The sequence below is a fragment of the Runella zeae DSM 19591 genome, from assembly GCF_000423565.1.
Taxonomy (GTDB): domain Bacteria; phylum Bacteroidota; class Bacteroidia; order Cytophagales; family Spirosomataceae; genus Runella; species Runella zeae.
In genome coordinates this window covers 73,812-100,369 of record NZ_KE384044.1, presented here as the reverse complement: position 1 = coordinate 100,369, position 26,558 = coordinate 73,812, and the positions used below count along the sequence as shown (strand labels likewise).

Below are 26,558 nucleotides of genomic sequence, written 5' to 3'. Positions count from 1 at the left end.
ATGAACTCTTTTGATTTGTCTCGTCATATTCAATCTCGTAAGCTAGAGCTAGTAGTAGAAAACCGAACAGCTTATACCCTTGAAAATGCTGAACTTAATATCTACGAAACCCATCAAGTAGCCAAAAATGTAGAACTGACTTTCACTAATCCAGTTTTGGCGAGTATGATTCGTGGTAAAAAAGTCATGTATTTGGCCGATGCCCCTTCTTTTGATTTTTTACCGGGGGAGTCCGTCATTGTACCTGCTAATCAAACCATGACCATTGATTTTCCAGAAGCCCAGTTTGATAATCCTACTCAATGTTTGGCCTTGGCGATTGCACCCGCCAAAATCAAAAGTATGGTAGAAGCTCTCAACGAAAAAGCTCCCTTGGTTGATAACTCACAAGGATGGCAATTTACGAATGATAATTTCTATTTTACCAATGAAAATGCCATTCATCAGCTGATAGCTCGTTTGATTTACATTTTTACTGAAAACAACGAAGCAAAAGATTTTTTTGCCAACTTGGTTTTACAAGAGCTTATCGTTCGGTTGATGCAGACCAAAGCCCGAAATGTGTTGACCAACAATTTACAAGAGCTTGCCAACACCAATCGATTGGCGTTTGCCGTCAAATATGTTCAAGACAATATTCATAAAAATCTAACCATTCGTGAACTAGCCGACAAGGCTTGCATGAGTGAGCCTAATTTCTTTCGGTGTTTCAAACAGCAATACGGGATTACGCCCGTTGAGTATATCAATCAGCAACGAATACAACTTTCGATTAAGCTTTTGCGCAACACCCAATACAGCATTTCTGATATTTGTTTTGCGTGTGGATATAATAACCTCAATTACTTCTTGAAAGTTTTTAAAAAAGCCATAGGCACTACCCCTGCTCACTACCGTAAACAGTGGGTGATTTTTTGATTTTGCTTATCTTCCCTTGGTTTGGAAGGAGTCTCCTCTAAATCTTATTACTCCTAATTCTTGATAGAATAGTTCTATTTTTTTAGATAATTGTACCATTGGTAAAAGGGACAATGTAGTAGTTTTGAAATATTGTTATTTTTATAATATTTATAAATTTATCTCACTTTTTCATGGAACTAACAGGCACACACACCCTCCCAGCTTCTGCCCAAAAAATATGGGATATGCTGATGACTCCTGATATTTTGGCTAAAGTAACTCCTGGCATCTCACGTCTTGAGCTTGAAAATGAAGGCGTCTATAAGGCTGTCGCTGAGGTTAAGATTGGCCCCGTATCTGGCAAATTTGAGGGTAAAGCCATGGTAGAAAATCCCGTTGCCCCAGAGAGTTTTACTTTGAAAGTATTGCAGAATAGTAAAATCGGAAACGTGGCAGCCGATATACACATGAAACTCAAAGCCATCAATGATTCGGAAACAGAGCTTTCTTTTGAAGGTAAAGCAGATATGTCGGGCTTATTGGCTCGAACCGGAAACCGTGTCATGAGTGGTGTAGCGAATACCCTCACTAAGCAGTTCTTTAAGAATTTTGAAGACGAGCTAGCCGCTCAATGAAGGTGAGATTCAAAACAAGACATCGCTTTATCTCCTCCTTGAAAATAAACTATTCATTTTAACCTTGACCAATTATGCCAAAAATCACAGTAACCGTAAACGGAACTTCCCACACCAGCGAGGTGGAAGGGCGCTTGCTGTTGGTACATTATTTACGTGATACCCTTCATTTGACAGGTACGCACGTAGGATGCGACACCAGTAGTTGTGGTGCCTGCACGATTCATCTTGACGGTAAAGCTGTAAAATCCTGCTCTATGTTGGCGGCTCAGGCCGACGGAAGTACTATCACTACTATTGAAGGCCTTGCCACTGGCAATGAGCTACATCCGTTGCAAGAGGGTTTTAAAGAAGAGCATGGCTTACAGTGTGGGTTTTGTACACCCGGCATGATTATGTGTGCTGCCGATTTGTTGAGTCATAATCCTAATCCTAGTGAGCAAGAAATCCGTGAAGGTTTAGAAGGAAATATATGCCGTTGTACGGGTTATCATAATATCGTACGGGCTATTCAATATGCTGCTAACAAATCTTTAGTGGTTAGTGAATAAGGGTCTTTAGGAACCTTCACCAACCACCTTTCACCAACCACTAATCAAAAAGATAATGAGCAATAAATTCATTGGTAAATCAGTAAAACGTGTTGAAGATAAGCGTTTTATTACGGGTAGAGGTCGGTACACCGACGATATCGTGCTTCCCGGTATGACTTATGCCTATATTTTGCGTAGCCCTTACGCTCATGCGCGTATCAAAAGCATAGATACCTCTGCCGCAGAAGCTATGGAAGGGGTAGTGACCATCATGACGGGCGAAGAAGTAGGGCATTATGGTGTGCCGTGCGGATGGCAAGTCAATTTCAAAAACGGGGATACCATGAAAGAGCCTCCGCATCCCCTTTTGGTTAAAGACAAGGTACGACACGTAGGAGATGCCGTGGCGATGGTAGTAGCCGAAAGTAGAGAGTTGGCCCAAGATGCTGCCGAAGCCATCATGATAGATTATGAAGTATTGCCAGCCGTGATTGATGCCTCCAAAGCAGTAGAAGAAGGTGCGCCGCTTGTACATGACGATGTGCCCAATAACATATGTTTTGATTGGGAAATCGGAAATCCAAAAGAAGAAGTGGATGCAGCTCTGGCGTCGGCAAGCCATATCACCACCCTCGAATTTGTGAATCAAAGACTCGCTCCCAATGCGATGGAGCCACGTAGCTATATTGGTCAATATGATAATGTATATGATAAATACACCCTTTATACTTCTACCCAAAATCCCCATTTGATAAGGCTCCTCATGTGTGCTTTTGTGCTGGGTTTGCCTGAGCATAAAGTGCGGGTAGTAGGGCCAGATGTAGGAGGAGGGTTTGGTTCTAAAATTTATCACTATACAGAAGAAGCCTTGGTAACGCTTGCGTCCAAAAAAATCGGGCGACCTGTCAAATGGACGGAGACACGCTCAGAGGCTTTCTTGACCGATGCCCACGGCCGCGACCATGTTACGAAAGCCGAAATGGGTTTTGATGCCGACGGAAAAATCGTGGGATTGCGTATCAAAACCTTTGCTAATTTAGGAGCTTATTTATCAACCTTTTCTACGGCAGTACCTACTTATTTGCACGGCACGCTTTTGCAAGGCTTATACACTACGCCCAAAATCCACTTGGATATGACGTGTGTATTTACCAATACCACTGCCGTAGATGCCTACCGAGGCGCAGGACGACCCGAAGCCACTTATCTCTTGGAGCGACTACTAGATTTGTCAGCTTTAGAAATGGGGGTGGATCCTACTGAGTTGAGACTCAAAAACTTTATCCCTGCTTTTGATGGTGTAACCCAACCAGGGTATCAAACCAACGTAGCGCTCCAATATGACAGTGGCAACTACCACGGAGTGCTTCAGCGGGGCCTCGAAATGCTTGGCTATGAAGATTTTCGTAAGGCGCAAGCCGAAGCAGCCAAAACCAACAAACTGCTAGGGGTAGGATTTTCGACTTATATCGAAGCCTGCGGGATTGCACCCTCAGCGGTAGTGGGGTCGCTAGGAGCTAGAGCGGGTCTCTATGAAGTAGGGCAAGTACGTGTACAGCCTACGGGCAAAGTGAGTGTGTTTACAGGCGCACACTCACATGGGCAAGGCCACGAAACTACTTTTGCGCAAGTGGTAGCCGACCGTTTGGGAATTCCGATGGAAGATGTAGATATTATTCATGGAGACTCTGATACGGTAGCTTTTGGAATGGGTACGTATGGCTCACGTTCGTTGGCGGTGGGAGGGAGTGCTATCGTGAAAAGTTTGGACAAAATCATCGAAAAAGGTGCCAAAATAGCCGCTCATAAGCTAGAATGCTCAGTGGATGATATCGAATTCATAGACGGGAAATTTAACGTGAAAGGCACTGATAAATCACTAGGGTTTGGAGATATTGCTTTGACGGCTTATGTGCCACACGTATATCCTGCCAATCTCGAACCGGGCCTTGATTTTAGTAGTTTTTATGACCCCACCAACTTCACTTATCCTTTTGGGTGTCATATCGCTGTAGTAGAGGTTGATAAAGAAACAGGTACTACCAAAATCAAACGCTTCATTGCGGTTGATGACGTCGGAAACGTAATCAATCCGATGATTGTAGATGGGCAAATCCACGGAGGCTTGGCGCAGGGCATCGGGCAAGCGTTGTTTGAAGGCGTGGAATACGACGAAAACGGTCAAATCATCAATGCTTCTTATATGGATTATACCATGCCACGGGCCGATGATTTTCCGATGTTTGAGCTTGACCGTCAGGTCACTCCTTGTCCTCACAATCCTTTGGGAGTCAAAGGAGCAGGTGAAGCAGGGTGTATTGGTTCTACACCAGCCGTGACCAATGCCGTCATAGATGCTCTTTGGTCGGCAGGACATAAGGTAAAAGACATTCGTATGCCTCTGACATCAGAGCGGGTTTGGAGAGCGATGCAAAGTTGAGTTTGAGCTTTTTTTAACAATCATTTACGCATTAAAGACATGATTCCAAGTTCTGTAGATTATACACGGGCAAGTTCAGTGACAGAAGCTATCCAGTTGCTGACCGACAACCCCGACGCTAAAATTTTGGCAGGGGGCCATAGTTTGATTCCGGCTATGAAGTTACGCCTCAATGCCCCCTCTTTACTCATCGACATCGCACGTATTCCCGAATTACGTTTTATTTCTGATGAAGGAGATAAAGTAGTGATAGGTGCAGCTAGTACGCATCATGATATAATTTCAAACGAAGCCGTTCAGGATATGAGGGCTATGGTAGAAGCTGGCGAACTCATAGGTGATACCCAAGTAAGAAATATGGGCACCTTAGGTGGGAGCATTGCTCATGCCGACCCTTCGGCTGATTGGCCTGCGGTTTTGCTGGTGCTAGGTGCGTCTATTCAAGTACAAGGGCCTAATGGTGAGCGTTTTATTGCTGCAAATGAATTCTTTTTGGGCTTTTTTATGACAGGTTTGGACGAAGGTGAAATCGTCACGGCAATCCATATTCCTAAGCTCGCGGAAGGGCAGCAAACCGCCTATCGGAAGTTTATGCAACCTGCTTCTCGTTTTGCGATTGTGGGATGTGGTGCTTCTGTGACGGTGCAAGACGGCCAAATCACAGATGCTAAAGTCGCTTTTACGGGCGTATCGGATGCTGCTTTTCTGGATGAAGGAGTCACCGACGCTTTGATAGGGCAACCTGCTAATTTGGAGACCATTGAGGCCGCCGCCAACGCTGCCGCTGAAGGTGACATTCATATCAATGAAGACCATTTTGCCTCGCAAGCTTATCGCAAACATTTGGCAAAAGTCTATGCCAAACGGGCATTGGCGGGAGCTTGTGGTTTAGAATAAAACTTCCTGTTTGTTTTTGTATAGAGTCCAGCGGGTGGTGTTTTGCTTACTCGCTGGCTTTTTTTATACCTCCTCCGTCTGCAATTGTTTGTCATACAGCTCTTTGTAGATGCCACCTTTCTCTATTAGCTGGTCGTGTGTGCCTTGTTCTACTATCATACCTTCGTCCAAGACCACGATAAAATCCGCTAGTTTTGCCGACGAAACTCGGTGAGATATAATCACCGAAGTACGATGATTCATGATGCGCTGAAGATTGGTCAAGATGGTGTTTTCGGTATGCGTATCTACCGCCGAAAGGCAGTCGTCTAATATCAAAATTTTAGGATCTCTTACAATAGCTCGTGCAATAGAAAGCCGCTGTTTTTGTCCGCCCGAAAGGGTGATGCCACGTTCGCCTACTTTAGTTTCAAATCCTTCCGAAAAGCCTATGATATTGGTGTACAGGTCAGCATCTTTGGCCGCTTGCTCTATTTTTTCAAAAGGAATATGAGTATCTCCAAAAGCAATATTGGCTCCGATGGTGTCCGAAAACAAAAACACATCTTGGGGCACATAGCCGGTTTGGCGGCGCAGCGATTGTAGTTGATACTCTTTCAACGGAATATTATCTATCAAAATCTCTCCTTCGGTAGGGTCATATAAGCGGGTGAGTAGATTGGCTACACTACTTTTTCCAGAACCAGTAGTACCTAAAATAGCAACCGTTTCTCCCGCTTTTACGTTAAGGTTAAAGTTTTTGAGGGCCTTGATACCAGTATCGGGATAGACAAAATTGATATTTTTGAAAACAATGCTTCCTTCAATCTCTTTTTCGAGGTTTTTGGTAGAAACCAAATCCGTTTTTGTAGTCAAAAATTCGTTGATGCGCTGTTGCGAAGCAGCGGCGCGTTGGGTTTGGCTTGTGGTCCAGCCGAGTGCCATCACGGGCCATGTAAGCATACTTACGTATAAAATAAACTCGGTGATATTGCCTGGTGTGAGGCGTCCTGCCATGATTTCTTGGCCACCTACATACACAATCAGTACATTGCTAAGACCTACCAATACCACAATGAAAGGGTAAAATAGCGAATCTACGAGGGTGAGTTTGAGCGATTTGTTGCGATAATCGTTGCTCTGTACCACAAATTCATGAAACTGCTGACGCTCTTTGACGAAGGCCTTGATAACCCTAATTCCCGAAAAAGACTCTTGAACATAGGTAGAGAGGTTGGAAAGCTGGGCTTGCAACGCCTCTGAGCGTTTCATGATGATATTGTTTACTACATAAATACTAATCGAAAGCACGGGTAAGGGCAATAGTACATAAAATGTCAATTTGGCATTGACCGATACCATATAGCTAATGACCAATATAAAGAGTGTGATGAGGTTGATACCATACATGATAGAGGGACCTACGTACATTCTTACCTTGCTTACATCTTCCGAAATACGAGCCATCAAATCGCCTGTGTTGTTGCGTCGATAAAAACTCAAAGGAAGGGTTTGGTAATGAGCATAAATTTCGTTTTTGAGGTCATACTCGATATGTCGCGACATGACAATGAGTGTTTGGCGCACCAAAAACAAAAATACTCCTTTGAGCAAAGCCATTATCAAAATCAACAACCCATACAACAAAATGCTAAATGCAAATACATCATAGAGTTTGGCTTGAATGGCCGCCCCCTCAAGCAAAAAGTAAATATCAAGGGTATCGCTCACCAAATCGAGCGCATGACGTACCACTTGGGCGGGAATAATGCCAAATAAGTTGGAGATAATCGTAAAAAGCGTACCTAAAATGAGATACCACTTATACTTTACTAGATACTTATTAAGGTGAGCAAGTGCTTTCAAGGAGGAGATGTTGGGTTTGTGCTGAAATGTGCTGTATTGCTAGTAACACCAATTACAAAGAAAACGTTTGACGCTTGGTTTTTAATCGTCCTCAAATTCTTCGGTGTAGTATCTGTACCAATACAAGCCTGCGCTTGCCCCAAAACAAATAATCATGATGATACGGATAAAATTAAATGCTTGGACGAAGCCCGAAAATAAGCTTGATAATACCGCCAACGATATGATAATAGCGGCGGCTAAAGTCCATTTTTTTTTGTTTTTTGCCGTCATACGTCTACCTAATTAACAATTTTTTGAATAGGAAATGAGGAGGTTTTTATATTCCCGAATAGATACTTATCTCAATTTTCTTGCAAAGAAAGAATGAATTTGTCAGATAAAATAGAGGGCTTTTTGGATATTTTAGCTCATCTATCCCCAAAAAAATAAAATGAGAGTGGGTATATCAGGCGAGGTTAATGATTTTACATCTAAATAAACTTTTAACATTCTTACCAAAATACAACCATAGCATTATGAGAATCTTTAAAAACCGGCGCATTGCTTTGATGCTATTTCTTGCGCAGCTGATAGGAGTTACTTCAATGGCGCAGCAAAAAAAAGAGATAAGTTTTAAGAAGCATACATTGACTAGGATGTTTTTTTCGGAAGGAGTAGCGGTAGGAGATGTCAACAAAGACGGGAAAAAAGATGTGATGGCGGGTGCTTTTTGGTTTGAAGCTCCCAACTGGACGCGTCACGAAATAGCCAAAGGCGACACTTTTACCGTCAATGGAGGCTACAGCAATTCCTTCTTAAATTTTAGTATGGATGTAAACCAAGACGGTTGGATAGATTTTATCAGAGTAGATACCCCTGGCGAATCGGTCGTGTGGTACGAAAACCCCAAAAATAAGCCGGGACATTGGAAAGCAAACACCATTCATAAGTCTATCGGAAATGAGTCTCCTTATTTTGGGGATATTGACGGTGATGGTCGCCCCGATATTGTGGGCAACGACCCCGAAACCAAACAAGTCATTTGGCTCAAAAGCCCTTCTAAAAAAGGAGATACCGAATGGAAAAAATACGTGATTAGCGAAGGGCCGATTGGGGTTCATAAATACACTCATGGTTTGGGGATGGTTGATATGAATGGAGATGGGCGCTTGGATGCCTTGATTCGTGAGGGCTGGTGGGAAGCACCCGCCGACCGTACGCAGCCAAATTGGGTATTTCATAAAGCTAATTTAGGAGAGGAGTGCTCGCAGATGTATCTCTTGGATGTAAATCAAGATGGCCTGAAAGACGTGATTAGTATGTCGGCACATAAATACGGGATGTGGTGGCATGAGCAAGGAAAAGACGCTCAAGGAAATCCGACTTGGGAAAAGCACGAAATCGGAAAGATGTTTTCACAAACGCATGGCTTGAGTTTGGTAGATATGAATGCCGACGGCTATCCTGATTTAGTGACTGGAAAACGTTATTTTGCTCACAATGGTAAAGACCCCGGCGCTTTTGAACCAGCGGTTTTGTATTGGTTTGAGTTCAAACCCGGCCCTACACCTACTTGGACTCCTCACCAAGTGGATGATGATTCGGGAGTTGGGCTACATTTAGTAGTGGATGATATGAACAAAGACAAACTGCCGGATATAATCGTAGCCAATAAAAAAGGAGTACACGTGTTTTTGCAAGAAAAAAAATAACAAACCCTTTTTACAAATAGTTGATTCAACCGGCAAAGTTTATCTGCTTGGTACCTTTTGAGTTGTCAGATTGGATTAATTTTTTTTACAGGTTTCTACAGGACAGGGTTTTGGGAAAGAATCTTGTAAGTTTGCGATATGATGAAAGTAGGTTTATTTATTCCATGTTACGTGGATCAATTTTACCCAAAAGTGGGAATTGCCACGCTTCAGTTGTTAGAAAAATTCGGCTGCCAAGTTAGCTATCCGTCTAAACAAACTTGCTGTGGACAACCCATGGCCAACTCTGGGTATGAACACCTTACTCACGATTGTAATCGTTTGTTTATCAATAACTTTGCTGAGTATGATTATATCGTGTCACCATCTGGGAGCTGCGTTTTGCACATCAAAGAGCACCTGCACGCGCCCGAAAGTGAGACTCAAAATGAAGGAAAAGCTACGCATATTCGCAAACGCATCTATGAGCTTACGGAATTTTTGACGGATATACTGAAAGTGGAAAACTTAGAAGCTCGCTTTCCATTTAGAGTGGGCTTGCATCAAAGTTGTCATGGACAGAGAGGCCTGCACTTGTCCCAGATGTCAGAGCTAGTAGCGACTCCTTTTTCGAAGCCTGAGCAGCTTCTCAATATGGTAAAAGATGTAGAGCTTGTGAAGCTGAGCCGCAAGGATGAATGCTGCGGATTTGGAGGAACTTTTTGTGTGGCCGAAGAAGCCGTATCGTCTCGTATGGGTATCGACCGTATCGACGACCACGTCAAAAATGGCACTCAGGTCTTGACTGGAGGCGATATGTCGTGCTTGATGCACCTCGAAGGCGTGATTCGCCGCCGTAAGCTTCCGATTAAGGTGATGCACATTGCTGAAATTTTGACCGCAACAGAGTAAGAGACTACTCAAAAGACCATCAATCATGACCATCAATCACGCTACTGCTGCCGAAAAATTTAATAAAGATTTTGACCGAACTACTTGGCACGATGAGACGCTCTGGTGGGTTCGTCAAAAAAGAGATAGGGCGGCTTTTTCGATTCCTGAATGGGAAAAATTGCGCGATACCGCCTCTCAAATCAAACACAACGTATTGTCAAATCTAGACACTTACTTGGTGGAGTTTGAGAAAAATGCCCAAAAAAATGGAATTACGGTTCATTGGGCAGCTGATGCACATGAGCACAACGAAATCATTCTTTCGATTTTGAAAAAACAAGGGGTGACGCAAATCGTCAAAAGTAAATCAATGTTGACGGAAGAATGCCACCTGAACCCGTATTTGGCCGAAAATGGCGTAGAAGTCGTTGATACTGATTTGGGAGAACGAATTGTACAACTAGCCGACGAACCGCCAAGCCATATCGTATTACCTTGTATTCACTGGAAAAAAGAAGAAATTGGCGTACTTTTTCACAAACATTTGGGCACTCCCGAAGGCTGCGCCGACCCTACCTTGCTCACTCATGCGGCCCGCGAAAACTTGCGTGAGAAGTTTTTGACGCGTAGGGTAGCCATTACGGGCGTCAATTTTGCCGTGGCCGAAACGGGCGAGTTTGTAGTGTGTACCAACGAAGGAAATGCCGATATGGGAGCGCACCTAGCCGATGTCCACATCGCCTGTATGGGGATCGAAAAAATTATTCCTCAACGAGTGCATTTGGGGGTATTCCTAAGATTACTAGCACGTAGTGCTACGGGGCAGCCGATTACGACTTATTCGAGTCATTTTGCCAAACCTCGTGCCGGACAAGAAATGCACATCGTATTGGTAGACAATGGCCGTACTACCCAACTAGGGCGCGAAGAGTTTCGTAACTCCCTCAAATGTATTCGTTGTGGTGCTTGTATGAATACCTGCCCCGTATATCGACGGAGTGGGGGGCATAGTTATCACAATGCGGTGGCAGGGCCTATTGGTTCTATTTTGGCACCCAATTTGGACATGACCAAAAACGCTGATTTACCCTTTGCAAGTACACTCTGTGGTAGCTGCTCAAATGTATGTCCTGTCAAAATCAATATTCATGAGCAATTGTACGAATGGCGGCAAGTACTTACCAAAAGCGGACATTCTCCTACTGCCAAAACGCTGGGTATGAAAGCTATGGCGGCGGTTTTGTCTAATCCTAGTGTGTACAGACTGTCAGGAAAAATGGGAAGGTTGGCTTTGGCGAACGTGCCTTTTGTAGTCAACAATTCATTGAATCCTTGGTACAAACAACGCGAAATGCCAGAGCCACCCAAAGAATCTTTTGGGGAATGGTATAAGAAAAATAGGGGATAAAATGGGGCTGTTTTGTAAACGCCTCCTATACCAAATAAATAATGAGTCGAGAAAAGATATTGGCTGCGGTAGCCAAAAACAAACCTACTTCTACACCCTTACCCCAAATTCAAAACTTTGGGAATCAGTATGCTGATTTGGCAGAGCAGTTCCGCTCGGTACTTACTACCATTGGCGGAGAAGTAGTAAGGGTAAAAGATTGGGAAGAAATTAGGGCTTATATACAAACTCATTTTGTGGGTTTTAGAATCATCACTACCATCGGTGAGCTATCTGATATGGCCCAAAATAGCTGGTTGCAATCAGACCCTCATTCGCTCAACAACGTAGGATTGGCGGTTTTGCAGGGGCAATTTGCCGTGGCCGAAAATGGCTCTATGTGGGTGACCGAAGCCGAAATGGGACAAAGAGCCGCGCCTTTTATTGCTGAGTCATTGGCTTTGGTAGTTAAAATTTCGGAAATAGTGCCCAAAATGCACGATGCTTATGCTCGAATTGGTTCGGCAGACTATGGTTTTGGGGCATTTATAGCGGGGCCTTCCAAAACCGCAGATATAGAACAATCCTTGGTGTTGGGGGCACACGGCCCCAAGTCAATGGTTGCTTTTTTGATAGATTAAAAAAAAATGAAACCTTTGTCGGTATAGCATCATACTGACAAAGGTTTACTAATGCGTTTTCTGAAAATTCTTCTCAAAATCCTCGGCGGATTTCTCCTTCTTCTTTTGGTTTTGTTGGCCTGTATGGTTGCGCCGGTTGATGATACCCCTTATACCCAAATGCCGTATTATCAGCAATGGAAGCAAGAAGCGACTGCCCTGCCTGCCAATGCGCCTTCGCTCTTGGGCGACTCTCTCAAAGTGGGCTGGGCAAAAGTCAATTTTACGCCACTTACACCCACGCCCACCGCTGGATACGGTGTGAGGCAAGGTGCACATTACAAATCTGTACACGACTCTATTTATGTGCGGGCGATTGTGATTGACAATGGTCAAACGAGAGCGGCGATTGTGGCGGCAGATTTGCTCATTATGCCCCCTGCGGTGACCGAACAGCTCAAAACCAAACTAAAGTCCACGGGTATTGCTTTTGAAAATGTGTATCTGGGAGCTACACATACCCACAATAGCATGGGAGGATGGAGTGGGGGAATTGTGGGGCGATTGTTTGGAGGAAAGTTTAACCCCGACAACGTAACTTGGATTGCCGATGCGGTAGTCAAAGCAGTACAATTGGCCCAAAAAGACATTCGGCCCGCTTCTGTAGGATACCACGAAGTAGCAGATACGGCGCGTATTCGCAATCGACTCATCAAAGGAGGGCCTATAGACCCTTACATACGTACTTTACAATTGGTAAGAAATGACGGCACAAAAGCCTTGGTGTGTTCTTATGGTGCACATTCGACGATTATGAGTTCCGACAACATCGTTTTGTCGCGCGATTATCCGGGAGTATTGGTTGATTCTTTAGAGCAAGGCGAAGCCAACTTTGCGATGTTTATGTCGGGCGCAGTGGGAAGTATGTCGCCAAAAATCGAAGGAGAAAATGATATAATTCAGGCACGAGCAGAAGCGGATAGTTTGGAGGCGGATGTTCAGCAGCAGCTTTTAGGGATGCCCCTTTCTTCAAAAGCAGCCTTTAGGATGGTGACTTTACCACTTCCTTTGCGAGAAGCCAATCCTCGGGTCACGCTTGGCTGGCGTTTGCGGCCTTGGGTGTTCAATTGGGCATTTGGCGATTTTCCCAATTATGTCAAAGCCATGCGAATCGGCAATGTATTGATGGTAGGTTTTCCCTGTGATTTTTCGGGAGAACTGATTGCCGAGATGAGTGCTTATGCCAATCAGAAAGGATTGAAACTCATGGTGACAAGCTTCAACGGCGGATATATCGGCTACATCACGCCCGACAAATATTATGACAGAGACACTTACGAAACGCTCGTTATGAATTGGTTTGGACCTTATAATAGCGCTTATTTTCAGGAGATTACCCGAGATTTGGTTGACAAAATGTCGGACTAAGATGGAGCTACATATTTTATAAAAACCTCAGATTCCAAAGGAAGGGGCGCAGAATAATAAGCGCTAAGTAAGGTATTTTCTAATTGCACCTCAATTTTGTATCTACTTCCTTCAAAAGATACTCGCTTTACAATTGTTTTGACCCATCCTGTTTCTGCGGTGGTGGTGCTGGTAGAAAGCTGAAAATGTTCGGGGCGAGCCATTATTTGATGATCAAGCAGCGGAGCCGAGATGTTAAAATAATATTGGAAAAAAGAAGGCTCTATCAATATGATTTCCCCCGTCAAGGCTGCAATGTAAGTATTGACGGGGGTTTGATAGATAGTTTCGGGCGTTCCTTTTTGTAGTAATTCACCTTCTTTCAAAACAGCCATCTGATGACATAAGCTCAAGGCGTCTTGGGCATCGTGCGTCACAAAAAGACAAGCCAAATCCGTTTGGGTGGTCAATTCTCGTAAGGTGTCGCTGAGACGCCGCCGATTAGGTAAATCCAAGTGAGCAAAAGGTTCATCTAAAAGCAATACACGCGCTTCTTCGGCCAAAGCCCTTGCAATGGCTGTGCGCTGTTTTTCTCCGCCCGAAAGTAGTTTGGCAGGCCGGTCGGCTACGGCTTGTAAATGGCATAGTTCAAGTAATTCTTCTATTCGTTCGTTTCGGTATATTTTTTCGTAAAAACGTAAGGCATAATTGATGTTTTCTCGCGTAGTGAGCGGGAGTGATAATTGATAATCTTGGTGAACGATTTTGATGTCGGGATGCCCCGGAATCAACTGGTCACTGGCAGGGCGGAGCTTTTCAGCACCAATCCATACTTCGCCTTCGTCGGCATCTATCAAACCTGCCGCAATGCGCAATAATGTACTTTTTCCCGAACCACTTTCTCCAAGTAGGCCAAATATTTCTCCTGAATTTAATTCAAAATTGACTTGTCTAAGTATTGGTAATTCCTTGTAACTCTTGGATATGTGGTGAAGTCGAAAAAAAGACATGGTTCGCAAAACTATCGTTTATCTCTATACATTCGGGGCGTTTATCGCTCAATATCTCAACAATCTATTTGGTATAAAGTTTCTTCCTTAACTTGCAATCAAACGAAGTTTGGGTCTGGAAGGTAGAAAAAATACAATTTTCTGGGATTCCGCTCGTCTATTCTAAGTTTATATTTATCAAACTCTAAAAACCAAATTTTATGATTCGTCAACTACTTTATGGGGGGTTGGTGACAATGCTCGTATGGATGACTCCTCATGTAGAAGCCCAAAGTACGTATAATAGTCATGCACAGCTCTCAACACGGCTCAAAAATCTTTCTACTAAGTACAATGCTTTGGCTTCTGTACGGTCTATTGGTAAAAGTGGAGGAGGGCGCGATTTGTGGTTATTGACCCTTGGCAAGGGAGATGCTACCAAAAAACCAGCTATTTTGGTGGTGGCAGGTCTTGACGGAACACACCTAGCGGGTAGTGAGTTAGCGGTTCAAACTGCCGAAAAAATGTTGGCTGCGTCTAGTACCGACAGTATTGCCAAATTGCTCGAAACCAAAACTTTCTACTTTTTGCCAAGCATGAACCCCGATGCGCAAGAGCAGTTTGTGGCCAAACTCAAATATGAGCGCACTGGAAATGACACCGCTACCGACGATGACCGCGATGGTCGCCTAGACGAAGACCCGTTTGAAGATCTCAACAACGACGGCTTGGTTACTTGGATGCGCGTCGAAAGTCCCACCGGAACTTTTGTAACAAGCAAAGAAGACCCTCGTGTATTGGTAAAAGCCGATCCTACCAAAGGAGAAAGTGGCAAATATCTGTTGTTGACCGAAGGAATGGACAATGACAAAGACGGAGAATTCAACGAAGATGCTGCTGGTGGCATCAATCCCGAAAAAAACTTTACATATGAATACCCCATTTTTGTGAAAGGCTCAGGCGAATACGCCGCCGAGGCACCCGAAGTAAGGGCTTTACTGGAGTTTTTGTACCGTGCACCGCAGATTTTTGCAGTATTGACATTTGGCCCTAACAACAACCTCAGTGAGGCACCTAAATTTGAAGCTTCCAAAGTAGCAAAAAAAATATTGACTGGCCCCTTGGCAAAAGATGCCAAAGTAATGGAGCAAGTATCAAAATTATATAATAGCAAAACGGGCTTGAAAGATGCTCCTAAATTGCCCCAAACAAAAGGCAACTTTTCGCAGACTGCCTATTTTCACGCGGGACGTTTTAGTTTTACAACTCCCGGATGGTGGGTACCTAAGATTACCCCTGCCAAAGATTCTACCAAAAAAGAAGCAACTTCTGACCGTCCAAAAGGCGATGACGCTCCCAAAGCAGAAGCCGAGGGCGCCAAAGGGGCAGGTGGCGGCGGTGAGCCAAAAGCGAGCGACGAGGACATCAGATATTTGAAATGGGCCGATAAAGAAAAACTCACAGGAGTGTATGTGGAGTGGAAAACGATTCAGCACCCCGATTTTCCGGGACAAAAAGTGGAAGTAGGAGGAATTGCCCCTTTCAGCAAGCTCAATCCGCCCATTAGTTATTTGGAAGCTTCTGCTGATAAGCACCTCAAGTTTTTGACGGGACTAGGCCACCAAATGCCCGAAATTCAACTCGTAAACCTAAAAACCGAAGCGTTAGGTAATGGCATTTCGCGTATCACTGTGACAGTGGTTAATAAGGGTCTTTTGCCAACTTATGCCGAAATAGGAGACCGCGTGAAGTTTATACAAAAAGTAAAAACCGAACTAAAACTAGCTTCTGGACAAAGTATTTTGTCGGGCAAACGTCTCAACTTAAATAATGCTTTGGGTGCCGACGAATCAGAAGAATACACCTGGCTTATCTCAGGTGCGGGAAAAGTGACGATTGAAGCGGGTTGCCCCACCGCAGGTACCAAATCGGTAGAGATTACTTTAAAGTAGTTTTGTTCGGTTTATTATTCATTTCTAAATTGAGAAAAATCAATGAAAAAATATATTCACCTTTTTGCTTATGCATTTATTGGCACTTTGGCGGCTCTAAATGTAATTGCCCAAACTGCTCCTCAAAATGACCCCGACCTCAACGGAATGCGGGCGATTGGGTCGCCTGCCAACCCCAAAGTCAAATGGGCCTGGAATTATTATATGGATTATGCGGGTTTCAACAAACTTACCCAAGACCTCGCCAAAGCTTATCCTGATTTGGTCAAATATGAATCGATAGGAAAATCTTACCAAGGTCGTGAAATGTATGTTTTGACCGTTACAGATTTTAAAAGCGGAAAGCCTGAGACCAAACCTGCTTTTTGGATTGATGGCAATATCCACGCCAACGAATTGCAAGGAACACAGTTTGCGATGTACACGGCTTGGTACTTGGCTGAGAGTTTTGGCAAAGTTGATTTTGTGACAGAAATGCTCAAAGGGCGTACTTTTTATATTTTGCCTTCTCTCAATCCTGATGCTCACGAAAACTTTATTTATAAATCAAACACCACAAGCTCTTCGCGCTCAGGTATGATGCCTATCGATGACGACGGCGATGGCCTTATCGATGAAGATACCTATGATGATTTGGATGGCGACGGCAATATCGTAATGATGCGCCGCAAATCTCCCACAGGTCGCTATAAAATAGATCCTGATTTTCCGGGAAGAATGATACTTGCCAAACCCGACGAGCAAGGCGAATATGAAATGCTAGGCTTTGAAGGTATCGACAACGACGGCGACGGACGCGTCAATGAAGACAATCCTGGTGCCTATGATCCCAATCGGGACTGGGGGTGGGGATGGCAGCCCGACTACATTCAAGGGGGGGCATTGTTTTATCCCGGAACTTTACCCGAAACTCAAAACGTCAAAAAATTCTTTTATAGTCACCCCAATATCGCAGGCGCACAAAGCTATCACAATTTTGGAGGGATGTTTTTGCGTCCTCCTGGTGCCGAAGAAGATGCAATGTATGTGCCACAAGCGGATGTGGCGGTATATGATGTAATTGGGAAAGTAGGCGAAAAAATGATTCCGGGATATAAATATTATGTATTGTGGAAAGATCTTTACACCGTTTATGGTGGCGAAATTGATTGGATTGGGTTGGGAAGAGGAGTATTTATGTTTTCTAATGAAATAAATACTTCGTATCGGATGTTTAATAAAAACTCAACCGAAAATCGTAATCAAAATAGTGAATTTGAAGAATTCGACAAATTTTTGTTGTTGGGAGATGGCTACGTAAAATGGAAATCTTTCAAACATCCACAGTACGGTGACATCGAAATTGGCGGCACTAAACGTAATTATATTCGTAACACGCCCGGCTTCATGTTAGAGGAAGAAGGACATCGCAATATGGCCTTTACAATGCTACATGCCTATCACTTGCCTAAAATTGAAATTGTAGAAATTAAATCAAAACCCTTGGCAGGAGGGCTTACAGAGGTGACAGCCGTTATACATAATCAGCGGGCTATTCCTACTCATTCGGCTCATGACATCAAATTTAAAATAGAACGTCCTGATTATATTACTCTCAAAAATGCACAAGTAATTGCAGGAATGATAGTCGAAAATGAAGATTTAGGCATCACCAAAGAACAAAAATATACCCCTCAAACTATCGAAGTAAAAAACATCCCCGGTACTGTGTCTGGTGGTGGAGGCGGTGGTATGTTTGGTGGTGGAGCAGGCGGAAATAATGCCGTTAAGGTGCGCTGGATTGTAAAAGGGAAAGCCGATAAATGGACCGTAGAAGTCAATAGTCGTAAAGGAGGAATTGTGACTAAGACATTATAAAATTCATTAGTAAGGCATAAAATATTCTATAAATCACACGTATTAGTTAGGTGGTTGGCCGTGTAGGTCAACCACTTTTTGTTGATAAAATGGTGAGTTTTCCATAAGGCCATAAAAATTATTTTTGGAATATTTTTTGGAGTCATATATAATTGAAAAGGAATTTTTGAGATTAAAATTTACTTAATGAAAAAATATTGTTTGCTAATACCCAACTTTATTTATTATGTTTGCGTATTATTATACATTAATACTTCATACATTAATAAAGTTAAATTAAATGAAATCTTTCAGTATTCAATTTTTCTCGCTAAGCGACAATAGCCTCCCTAAGGAAAAGAAAGAGGCTAAACCTAAAAAAGTAGTTTTGACAGGATATATTTCTGGGGCAGGAAAGTTAGTGTTTCCTGCAAAAACGGTTGCTCAATTGGATTCAGATTTTGAAAGCTCTTTTTTTAGAATCGGAACACAAGAAGGTAAACGTAAAGCAAAATCTCTTTATCTGGTAAAATCAGAAGAAAGTACAGATTCATTTCAAGTTCAACCTGCTGCGAAAAGTGTTAGTATTTCGTTGCCGGTACTTTTGAAAAAAATCGGAGTAGATTTTTCAGAAACTAAGTATACTTTCATAATCAAACCATTTGAATATGAAGGTGCTGAAGGATTTGAATTAGAGTTGTCGACTGCCAACGAAGAAGAAAAACCCAAAGTAGAATACACTGGGAAACGTCGTGGTCGCAAGCCTAAAAATAGAGACGTAGAAGCTTAATACAAGCGCTTCATATTGAGTGAGTGTTTTTTGACACTCACTCAATACATAGCTAATAAAGCTTTGTATAAAAATTCCCCCATACTCTTCACGCCTCCTCACTTCTATTGTTTTTTGGAGGTAAAATAGCAACCTGGGATTAGTTTTTCCCACAATTTACTTCTTCTTAGTTTCAGCTACTTTAGTAAGAGCAGATTTTGTTTTTTTTAGAAAAATGCCTACTTTTGCGGCCACGTTTCATCCGAAGGACGTGTTCCTTCACAAGTAAACCTAAAAAATAAAATGGTAAGAATTCGTTTAGCGCGTCGTGGACGTAAAAAAGCAGCAATGTATGATATTGTTGTAGCCGATGCCAGAGCACCACGTGATGGTCGCTTTATTGAAAAATTGGGAACTTACAACCCCATCGCAAATCCTGCAAAAGTTGTTTTGAACGTTGACAAAGCCGTAAAATGGCTTTTGAACGGTGCCCAGCCTACTGATACCACTCGTGCTATTTTGAGCCACGAAGGTGTATTGTTGCGCAAGCACTTGCAAGTGGGTGTTATCAAAGGTGCTATCACTCAAGATGTAGCCGATGAGCGTTTTGAAGCTTGGAAACAAGGAAAAGCGGGAAGAGTCGAAACTAAACAAGACGGCTTGACCAAAAAACAAACTGAAGCTAAAGAAGCTCAGTTGGAAGCAGAGCGTAAAGTAAACGAAGCTCGCGCTGCTGCAATTGCTAAGAAAAATGTAGTAGAAGAACCTGCCGCCGAAGCTACCGAAGCCCCTGCTGAGGATGCACCTGCTGCCGATTCTGCTGAATAATTTCGAAAGCTTACGGAGTGGTATGAGCCTATCAATCAGGTTCGTACCACTTTTCTTTTTTAGAATTATGCTCCGTCAAAATCGCATACTTTTCAAGCATTCATTGAAAAATAAAAGATTGGTTTCTTGATACCAACTTTATAGATAAGTTATGAATCACAACGATTGTTTTCAACTAGGGCACATCACCCGCACGCACGGTACTCGCGGCGAAGTCGTGATTTTTTTGGATGTCGATTTTCCAGATGATTACGAAGACTTAGACTCAGTATTCGTTGAAATAAAAGGACAGCTTACGCCCTTTTTTGTGGAAAATATCAATATCCAAAAAGGTAGCAAAGCCATTGTCAAATTTGAGGATATCAATTCTATTGAGGACGCTACGCCTTTGATTAATTGTGGGCTTTTCCTGCCTGAAGATACCCTTGATGACCTCAACGAGTCGCAGTTTTATTATCATGAAATCATGGGTTTCAAGGTGGTAGATGAGAAGCTTGGCGAATTAGGAACTGTTGCTACGGTTTATAGTATGTCTACCCAAGATTTGATTGCGATGAATTACCAAGGCAACGAAGTACTGATTCCGGTCAATGACACCATCGTACCTCGTACGGATCGGACTCTCAGAACTCTTTATGTAAACTTACCAGAAGGCTTACTGGATGTGTATATAAGCGAAGAGAATGAGGAAGCAGACGACGAAGATTAATTTACCCCCAACCCATTAAGAACCCATGCGAATCGATATCATAACATGTTTGCCACGTCTTCTGGATAGTTTTTTTGGACATTCTATTTTGAAACGTGCCCAAGAAGGAGGTCATGTGGAAGTGCATGTGCATGATTTGAGAGATTATAGCACCAGCAAACAGCGCCAAGTAGACGACTATGCGTTTGGAGGCGGTGCCGGCATGGTATTGATGATTGAGCCTATTGCTCGTTGTATTAGACAACTCCAAAGTGAGCGTACTTATGACGAGGTAATTTATATGACTCCCGACGGTGAGCGTTTTGCCCAAAAAACCGCCAATCGCCTTTCTATGGTCGACAATCTGATTATTCTTTGTGGGCATTATAAAGGCGTTGATGAGCGGGTGCGGCAGCATTTTGTCACTTCCGAAATTAGCATTGGAGATTATGTGCTTTCTGGGGGCGAATTGGCCGCTTGTGTGGTTGCTGATGCTATTATTCGGCTTATTCCGGGAGTTCTTAATGACGAAACATCCGCCTTGACAGATTCTTTTCAGGACAATCTGTTAGCGCCACCTGTTTATACTCGACCTTCAGATTTTGAAGGCTGGACTGTTCCTGATATCCTTCTTTCAGGCCATGAAGCCAAAATCGCTGATTGGCGCTATCAGCAATCTTTGGAGCGTACCCAAGTTCGCCGACCAGATTTGCTGTAGTTTTTTCTTGAAAATATAACTTCTGACATTCTCTAATTCCTATTATTCTGTGCAGTATTGGCATGGAAATTGAGGCCTCATTTTATCCTTCCTTTTTGCTTCTCTGCTTTAGATATATTCCAATCAATCACTTCTTGTTGGTAAATTAGTGATTTTCGGTATAATAAAATATCGAAAGGTAAGTACTTGGTTTTTAGGTGTTTATGTATTTTTTTATTCTTTAAAGTAAAGGTAATTTTTGTTCAAAAAGCTTTTTTGGTATAAAAATTGTAACCAATAGGAATATATGCATCGTTTATGGATGTGTTTATTTAGCAATCCCTACTTTATATAAAAATCATGATAAATAAATCTTCTATCTTCTTTCGAGAAGATTTTGCACTAGATGCAATTCAATTAAAAACTCTTAAGGAGCTGAGTAATCTCTTTTTTATCCATAAGTCCCTCAAGCACTTCATAGAGCTTAAGGTTACTGCATTTCTTTCTATTTAAAAATATTATAACGTGTCTCTAGATGAAAACTAAGATTTCGTGATTTAAGGACTAAAATTACTTTGAGTTTTGGATCATGAAGTACGTGATTTTTGATAGACAAATATTTTATTCTTAAGATATAATAGAAGTTCTGTATATATAGTAGATAATAATATTTTATCTAATTAGAACTAGCCATAATATACTAGACTTGAAGCTGCCATTTGTTGACAGAGTTATATTTCTATGGGTTGACAATTGGAAAGAATAAGGTCTTACGAATTAGGATAGCGGTGTCAAAATCCATGATAAGACTAGAAGTAAAATCGTACTTCTAGTTTAGGCTAATGGAATGACTTTAAAGTGATGTTTTTGTATTAGCGTTTTATTTTACCCTACTCTATATGTTCATTTTACACAGAAGTCTTGAGGGGCTCAACTCTACGTTGAGCTCACTCTTGAGGCTTGTCTTGCACAAGTTAATTTTTATTTTAGCCCTACTAGTGGGAATGCCTATTGTATATATTGGCGCTCAAAATCCACTTGCTCCTGCGGGAAGTTTCAATGTTTTTTTACAAGGAAATGCCACCCTCCAATCCAATGAAAGTGAGGGGGCGATTGCCATTGGAGGAAATCTTACGGTGAAAGGATACCAATTGCTAGTCACACCTAGTAATACAAATGGAGCATCTCCTTTTCAGGTGGGTGGTGTCACTGTGGGGCTAGTAGTAGGAGGAGGGGTGAAATTGGTGCAAGGTGAACTTAAAATTTTAAATAATGGATATTTAAAAATTGGAAATTGTTTGGCCACCGGCAATGCTAATTTGGATCCACTTAAAGTATGGTATAAAGACGCCAACAATGCAGTTAGTAATATCAGAATTACGACCCAAGGGAGTAGCTACAATAGCCCTTCTCCTGCTTATATTTCCTTAACTTCTAGTTTTTCGGGACTAGGAGTCGATACCGTTAGTAACCCTGTGTGTCAAGCCAATGTAATTGATTTTGGAAATGCTTTTACACAACTCAAAACCAACTCTCAAAATCTTACTTTATGTCAAAACAATATTGAGACTTGGGCAGATGGACAAAAAATAACGGATATAAATGGAAAAAATTTACTATTAAAAGATGCAGCAGGAGCCACGGGCCCACGAATTTGGAATGTGACAGGGGCTGCCCTAAATTCAATCAATAACCTTAATTTAGATTTTACTCCCTCGGCTAGTCGTCCACTCATTATCAACGTGACTACTGGTGCTGATTTTACGTGGCAAGTCAAAAATCAGAATGTCAACGGAACCATGAATTATATCCTCTGGAATTTTCCAGCAGTTACCGGCAATCTGGTGATTGGGGGAAGTGCCACGGTGGAAGGAAGTATTTTGGCTCCTTATGCAAGTGTAGACAAAGAAACGGGAGGAAACAATTCAAACATTGAAGGGCAGCTCATTGCACAAAATTATGTAATGACTAGCGGAGAGATGCACATTTATCCTTTTCTAGGGAGTGTACCGAGTTGTGGCAATGTTGTGTGTGTTAAACCTAATGCAGGCAAAGATACGACCGTGTGTAGCACGAGTATTCAACTGACCACAGCAGCTCAGGGAGAAAGTTGGTCGTTTTTGTCATCAAGCAACAACAACACCCCCACCGTTTCGAATGCAGGTCTAGTGACAGGCTTGACCGTGAATGGTACTTACCGTTTTATGTTGAAAAAAGATGCTGATGCAAGCTGTAGTGATACAGTGACGGTCACAAAAGCCAATTTTGTAGTTGCTAATCTACCCGATTATGATATTTGCCCTGGTCAGACGTTGACTTTCGGGTATCAAGGTCTTTCAAATGTAACTTATAAGTGGAGCAACAATACTACCTCTGCTACTATTAGTGTAAGTCCTTTACAAACAACTACATATAGTGTCGTAGTTACTTCCAATGCCACAGGTTGCAAAATAGCTGACACTGTTCAGGTGGTGGTGCTTCCTAAGCCCAATGCAGGCAAAGATACGGTAGTATGTACCACCGATGCCAAAATCAAAGGTGCAGGAAACGGGGAAAGTTGGTCATTTTTATCTTTCAATGACCCCAACAATCCTAGCAATACAGATGCCGCCACGATTGATGCACAAGGAAACATCGCGGGTTTGGATAAAAATGGTTTTTATCGTTTTGTACTAACCAATACTAGCGGATGTAAGGATACAATAAGGGTACAAAAAACCTCAGTTACTGTTCCGCAAATCCAACTTAACCCGATTTGTCCGGGGACGGAGTTGAATTTTGGATTTACAAATACGACAGATTTTACTTATTTGTGGAGTACAGGTGCTACAACCCCCAAAATCACCGTAAAGCCAGACACTACCACCGATTATTACGTAACAGTTACCAATATTCAAAATCAATGTCAGGCTACTGATACAGTGACGGTAGTAGTAAAACCAACACCTACATTAGTACTGGTGTCGTCGGTATGTTCGCAAGACAACAGTAAATACATAACCACCGTGACTGTATCCAACGGGGCCGTTGTAACCGCCAACGCGGGCAGTGTGACGGGAAGTGGTACTACTTTTACGGTGACTGTAGGAAAAGATACAACTCAGTACAGCATTACAGCTACTTTAGATGGGTGTCTGAAAAGGCTTACTGTAAATAAGCCCGATTGTGGTTGTCCGCAAATCGCCGCTCCGACTACCACTTCTGCTACTCGATGTGGAGTGGGAACCGCGACGTTGACGGCTTCGGGTTGTGCTACTGGTACTACTGCTACATGGTATGGCGATATAGCACTCACCAATCAATTGGGTACAGGAAATAGTTTCATAACACCTTCTCTATCAGAGAATAAAATATATTATGTGGCTTGTGTAAGCAACTCACAGTCTATTTGTAGGAGTACCCCTGTGCAGGCGACTGCTACTATCAAACCCCTACCAGCTTTCAGCGGGATAAGTACCAATTGCGTTGTTCAAAGTTCTACTTATAACCTAACAATTGCCTCAACGGGACTCGTAACGGTAGTATCACCTAGTGGGACTAATATTTCGGGTTCAAATCCTTATACGATTGCTAATATACCCGCTGGACAAAATTTGGTGTTGAATTCAAACCTCAATGGATGTACAGTAGATACTACTATCATAGCACCCAATTGTAGTTGTACGCCTAGCATACCTTCTGCTTTGGCTTCTAGTGTGAGTATTTGTGAAGGTAGTACGATTCCTAATCCAACTTTCACGGCAGTAGTAAATACCAATACCACCGTAGATTGGTATAACGCGCCTTCCAATGGTACTTTACTTCAGGCCAATTCTCTCACCTTTACGGCGCCTTCGGTGGGTACTTATTATATGCAAGCAAAAAGTACGGTACAAGGATGCAACGGAGAAGTAAATCCGACGCGTGTTCCGGTGACTTTGTCAATTATACCTAAACCTTCTTATTTGGTACAAGTACAAACTCCAGAATGTGAAAACGGGCAACCCAAAAACAATGGTAAAGTAAGTATTGTTACAGGAAATGTTGACGGGCGTTATGCATTCAATACGACTGGTTTTGGAACGTTGCCTACTGCCGCTGCTGCCGCTACTACTATTGGCGCTCTACCGCTAGTTTTGGCACAAAATATTGCCAACAATACCCCTACAGTAACTTATTACGTAAGAGTTTTTGGGGAAGCAGGCTGTTTTAAAGATACTACTGTGACAGTATCGGCGAGTCCTTGTAATAGTCTATGCCCTACCATTGCCACATCAGACGCGCGTGATACACTTTGTTCGGGTAGTTATGGAGAATCTATGGTTGTGAATGTGTCTGATACTTCTCAAACCCTACGATTTGTTTATTTTACCACCCCACAAACGGGCAATAGCATGTACTCAGGGGGAACATTGCTAGAAGAAGTGAAGCCTACAAATGGGGTAGCTTCTATTCCAAATGGTTTGCCGGGGTTGGTATTGCCTGCCAATTCAGGTACGGTCCCTGTCAATTACTATGTGTATGCCATTTTGAAAAACCTCCCTACGAGCGCTCCTAATTGTGCGCCTTATGCCGAAAAGATTTACACCATATTGCCCCTTCCTCAATTCAGCTTGGATTCCATTCCTGCTTGTACGGGCGATACTACCTATAGTGTCAACTTACGGATTTCGGGAGCAGGAGTATTTGAAGTAGTGGTGGCTACGGGCTTTTCGTCGATAGGTAATGGGCCAGTTCCCACCGGCATAAAGCAAACATTGACAAATGTAGCTGGTAATAATCAACTTACAGTGCTGAATTTGTCGACCAATGGAGGGCATATCATTTTTGTGAAAAATGCTAACGGCTGTGCGAGTATTTTGCCTGCTCCTGCGCCTACTTTTCAAAACTGCGAAGGAGATTATGATCTTGCCCTTGATAAGTCAATTAATAAAAAAGTAGCAAAAATAGGGGATGCGCTTACCTATACCATCAAAGTGTGGAATGAGGGTACTTCTACTGCTACCAACGTCGTAGTGAGGGATACATTAAACGCTGGAGTAGCGTATGTTACCTATGCTACTGCCACGGGCAACTACGATTTTAATTCAAAACAATGGACAATAGGCACGTTGGCACCGGGCGATACCGCCACTCTGCAATTAGTGGTAAAAGTAGTACGGCAAGGAGTGTGGTTCAACACAGCGGAGATCTGTAGTATGACCCAAAAAGACAAGGACTCTACGCCATGTAATGGGGAAGAAGAGGAAGATGATATTGATTACGAATGCTTTACAGTTCCGATGGAAGTGTGCCCAGGGGAAGTCATAGAAGCCACGCTACCTGAGTTTTATAAAAACGTAAAATGGTTTAAAAACCAAGGAACCGAGGTAGTCGCTACAGGGAATGTGTTTCTTATCGCAGAGCCGGGCATTTATACCTTTGAAGCAACCAACAATACATGCCCTACGCAAGGATGCTGTGCTATCATTGTTGAACCTTCGACAAATTGTTGTCCTAAAGATTTATGTATCCCGATGACAATCAAAAAAGTTAAGAAAGGTGGGGTTATCCTCAAATAACTCCACCTTCCCCAACCCCCCTTATATA

Annotated in this window: 20 protein-coding genes; 17 read left to right on the top strand and 3 right to left on the bottom strand. The window is 42.7% G+C overall.

Annotation, left to right across the window (positions count from 1 at the left end; genetic code table 11):
* From G563_RS0130240 to G563_RS0130220, 5 genes are all read left to right on the top strand, one after another.
* Nucleotides 1–918: an AraC family transcriptional regulator gene (locus G563_RS0130240; RefSeq protein WP_037328593.1), complete on the top strand. Its 918-nt coding sequence runs from the start codon at nucleotides 1–3 to the stop codon at nucleotides 916–918.
* 173 nt (nucleotides 919–1,091) lie between these two features.
* Nucleotides 1,092–1,535 carry an SRPBCC family protein gene (locus G563_RS0130235; RefSeq protein ID WP_028668629.1) on the top strand — a complete coding sequence of 148 codons (444 nt, stop codon included), beginning with the start codon at nucleotides 1,092–1,094 and terminating at the stop codon, nucleotides 1,533–1,535.
* 74 nt (nucleotides 1,536–1,609) lie between these two features.
* Nucleotides 1,610–2,086 (top strand): (2Fe-2S)-binding protein, encoded by a 477-nt coding sequence (locus G563_RS0130230; RefSeq protein WP_028668628.1) that lies wholly within the window; start codon nucleotides 1,610–1,612, stop codon nucleotides 2,084–2,086.
* Nucleotides 2,087–2,141: 55 nt separating this feature from the next.
* Nucleotides 2,142–4,508 carry a xanthine dehydrogenase family protein molybdopterin-binding subunit gene (locus G563_RS0130225; RefSeq protein WP_028668627.1) on the top strand — a complete coding sequence of 789 codons (2,367 nt, stop codon included), beginning with the start codon at nucleotides 2,142–2,144 and terminating at the stop codon, nucleotides 4,506–4,508.
* A gap of 39 nt (nucleotides 4,509–4,547) precedes the next feature.
* On the top strand, nucleotides 4,548–5,405 hold the full coding sequence (locus G563_RS0130220) for an FAD binding domain-containing protein (RefSeq protein WP_028668626.1): 858 nt from the start codon (nucleotides 4,548–4,550) through the stop codon (nucleotides 5,403–5,405).
* 63 nt (nucleotides 5,406–5,468) lie between these two features.
* Here the strand turns inward: G563_RS0130220 and G563_RS0130215 are convergent, their stop codons facing one another.
* Together G563_RS0130215 and G563_RS0130210 are read right to left on the bottom strand one after the other, a co-directional pair.
* The gene (locus G563_RS0130215) at nucleotides 5,469–7,250 is read right to left on the bottom strand and encodes an ABC transporter ATP-binding protein (protein ID WP_028668625.1); all 1,782 of its coding nucleotides are present in this window, start codon (nucleotides 7,248–7,250) and stop codon (nucleotides 5,469–5,471) included.
* A gap of 81 nt (nucleotides 7,251–7,331) precedes the next feature.
* On the bottom strand, nucleotides 7,332–7,523 hold the full coding sequence (locus G563_RS0130210; RefSeq protein WP_028668624.1) for a hypothetical protein: 192 nt from the start codon (nucleotides 7,521–7,523) through the stop codon (nucleotides 7,332–7,334).
* Between the two features lie 245 nt (nucleotides 7,524–7,768).
* Here G563_RS0130210 and G563_RS0130205 point away from each other — a divergent pair, with 245 nt between their 5' ends.
* The 5 genes from G563_RS0130205 to G563_RS0130185 all read left to right on the top strand — a co-directional run bounded on the left by G563_RS0130205 (nucleotide 7,769) and on the right by G563_RS0130185 (nucleotide 13,252).
* The gene (locus tag G563_RS0130205; protein ID WP_028668623.1) at nucleotides 7,769–8,944 is read left to right on the top strand and encodes an FG-GAP repeat domain-containing protein; all 1,176 of its coding nucleotides are present in this window, start codon (nucleotides 7,769–7,771) and stop codon (nucleotides 8,942–8,944) included.
* A gap of 141 nt (nucleotides 8,945–9,085) precedes the next feature.
* The gene (locus G563_RS0130200; RefSeq protein ID WP_028668622.1) at nucleotides 9,086–9,835 is read left to right on the top strand and encodes a (Fe-S)-binding protein; all 750 of its coding nucleotides are present in this window, start codon (nucleotides 9,086–9,088) and stop codon (nucleotides 9,833–9,835) included.
* 25 nt (nucleotides 9,836–9,860) lie between these two features.
* Entirely contained in the window at nucleotides 9,861–11,225 is a 1,365-nt protein-coding gene (locus G563_RS0130195) for a lactate utilization protein B (RefSeq protein WP_028668621.1), read from the top strand.
* A 41-nt stretch (nucleotides 11,226–11,266) separates the two neighbouring features.
* Nucleotides 11,267–11,845 carry a LutC/YkgG family protein gene (locus tag G563_RS0130190; protein WP_051211295.1) on the top strand — a complete coding sequence of 193 codons (579 nt, stop codon included), beginning with the start codon at nucleotides 11,267–11,269 and terminating at the stop codon, nucleotides 11,843–11,845.
* A gap of 51 nt (nucleotides 11,846–11,896) precedes the next feature.
* Complete coding sequence (locus G563_RS0130185; protein ID WP_028668619.1) at nucleotides 11,897–13,252, top strand: neutral/alkaline non-lysosomal ceramidase N-terminal domain-containing protein; 1,356 nt, start codon at nucleotides 11,897–11,899, stop codon at nucleotides 13,250–13,252.
* On the opposite strand, the gene G563_RS0130180 is transcribed toward G563_RS0130185, so the two are convergent.
* On the bottom strand, nucleotides 13,249–14,241 hold the full coding sequence (locus G563_RS0130180) for an ABC transporter ATP-binding protein (RefSeq protein WP_028668618.1): 993 nt from the start codon (nucleotides 14,239–14,241) through the stop codon (nucleotides 13,249–13,251). The two genes, G563_RS0130185 and G563_RS0130180, sit on opposite strands and share 4 nt — an antisense overlap.
* A 200-nt stretch (nucleotides 14,242–14,441) precedes the next feature.
* Here G563_RS0130180 and G563_RS0130175 point away from each other — a divergent pair, with 200 nt between their 5' ends.
* The 7 genes from G563_RS0130175 to G563_RS0130140 all read left to right on the top strand — a co-directional run bounded on the left by G563_RS0130175 (nucleotide 14,442) and on the right by G563_RS0130140 (nucleotide 26,530).
* Nucleotides 14,442–16,172, top strand: a complete 1,731-nt coding sequence (locus G563_RS0130175) for a M14 family metallopeptidase (RefSeq protein WP_028668617.1) — start codon at nucleotides 14,442–14,444, stop codon at nucleotides 16,170–16,172.
* 42 nt (nucleotides 16,173–16,214) lie between these two features.
* Nucleotides 16,215–18,029: a M14 family metallopeptidase gene (locus G563_RS0130170; RefSeq protein WP_028668616.1), complete on the top strand. Its 1,815-nt coding sequence runs from the start codon at nucleotides 16,215–16,217 to the stop codon at nucleotides 18,027–18,029.
* A 280-nt stretch (nucleotides 18,030–18,309) separates the two neighbouring features.
* A complete protein-coding gene (locus G563_RS0130165) occupies nucleotides 18,310–18,798 on the top strand; it encodes a hypothetical protein (protein WP_028668615.1) in 489 nt (162 codons plus the stop codon).
* 282 nt (nucleotides 18,799–19,080) lie between these two features.
* A complete protein-coding gene (locus G563_RS0130160) occupies nucleotides 19,081–19,605 on the top strand; it encodes a 30S ribosomal protein S16 (RefSeq protein WP_028668614.1) in 525 nt (174 codons plus the stop codon).
* A 151-nt stretch (nucleotides 19,606–19,756) separates the two neighbouring features.
* Nucleotides 19,757–20,314 (top strand): ribosome maturation factor RimM, encoded by a 558-nt coding sequence (rimM, locus tag G563_RS0130155; protein WP_028668613.1) that lies wholly within the window; start codon nucleotides 19,757–19,759, stop codon nucleotides 20,312–20,314.
* 25 nt (nucleotides 20,315–20,339) lie between these two features.
* Nucleotides 20,340–21,011 carry a tRNA (guanosine(37)-N1)-methyltransferase TrmD gene (gene trmD / locus G563_RS0130150; protein ID WP_028668612.1) on the top strand — a complete coding sequence of 224 codons (672 nt, stop codon included), beginning with the start codon at nucleotides 20,340–20,342 and terminating at the stop codon, nucleotides 21,009–21,011.
* A 983-nt stretch (nucleotides 21,012–21,994) separates the two neighbouring features.
* On the top strand, nucleotides 21,995–26,530 hold the full coding sequence (locus G563_RS0130140; RefSeq protein WP_037328588.1) for a collagen-binding domain-containing protein: 4,536 nt from the start codon (nucleotides 21,995–21,997) through the stop codon (nucleotides 26,528–26,530).
* The last annotated feature ends 28 nt before the right edge of the window (nucleotides 26,531–26,558 follow it).

Coding starts and splice junctions, on each gene's coding strand:
- G563_RS0130175 (WP_028668617.1), top strand. CDS start 14,442: ATGATTCGTCAACTACTTTATGGGGGGTTGGTGACAATGCTCGTATGG.
- G563_RS0130140 (WP_037328588.1), top strand. CDS start 21,995: ATGCCTATTGTATATATTGGCGCTCAAAATCCACTTGCTCCTGCGGGA.
- G563_RS0130185 (WP_028668619.1), top strand. CDS start 11,897: ATGCGTTTTCTGAAAATTCTTCTCAAAATCCTCGGCGGATTTCTCCTT.
- G563_RS0130225 (WP_028668627.1), top strand. CDS start 2,142: ATGAGCAATAAATTCATTGGTAAATCAGTAAAACGTGTTGAAGATAAG.
- G563_RS0130230 (WP_028668628.1), top strand. CDS start 1,610: ATGCCAAAAATCACAGTAACCGTAAACGGAACTTCCCACACCAGCGAG.
- G563_RS0130170 (WP_028668616.1), top strand. CDS start 16,215: ATGAAAAAATATATTCACCTTTTTGCTTATGCATTTATTGGCACTTTG.
- G563_RS0130165 (WP_028668615.1), top strand. CDS start 18,310: ATGAAATCTTTCAGTATTCAATTTTTCTCGCTAAGCGACAATAGCCTC.
- G563_RS0130240 (WP_037328593.1), top strand. CDS start 1: ATGAACTCTTTTGATTTGTCTCGTCATATTCAATCTCGTAAGCTAGAG.
- G563_RS0130200 (WP_028668622.1), top strand. CDS start 9,086: ATGAAAGTAGGTTTATTTATTCCATGTTACGTGGATCAATTTTACCCA.
- G563_RS0130190 (WP_051211295.1), top strand. CDS start 11,267: ATGAGTCGAGAAAAGATATTGGCTGCGGTAGCCAAAAACAAACCTACT.
- G563_RS0130195 (WP_028668621.1), top strand. CDS start 9,861: ATGACCATCAATCACGCTACTGCTGCCGAAAAATTTAATAAAGATTTT.
- G563_RS0130160 (WP_028668614.1), top strand. CDS start 19,081: ATGGTAAGAATTCGTTTAGCGCGTCGTGGACGTAAAAAAGCAGCAATG.
- rimM (WP_028668613.1), top strand. CDS start 19,757: ATGAATCACAACGATTGTTTTCAACTAGGGCACATCACCCGCACGCAC.
- trmD (WP_028668612.1), top strand. CDS start 20,340: ATGCGAATCGATATCATAACATGTTTGCCACGTCTTCTGGATAGTTTT.
- G563_RS0130180 (WP_028668618.1), bottom strand. CDS start 14,241: ATGTCTTTTTTTCGACTTCACCACATATCCAAGAGTTACAAGGAATTA.
- G563_RS0130205 (WP_028668623.1), top strand. CDS start 7,769: ATGAGAATCTTTAAAAACCGGCGCATTGCTTTGATGCTATTTCTTGCG.
- G563_RS0130210 (WP_028668624.1), bottom strand. CDS start 7,523: ATGACGGCAAAAAACAAAAAAAAATGGACTTTAGCCGCCGCTATTATC.
- G563_RS0130235 (WP_028668629.1), top strand. CDS start 1,092: ATGGAACTAACAGGCACACACACCCTCCCAGCTTCTGCCCAAAAAATA.
- G563_RS0130220 (WP_028668626.1), top strand. CDS start 4,548: ATGATTCCAAGTTCTGTAGATTATACACGGGCAAGTTCAGTGACAGAA.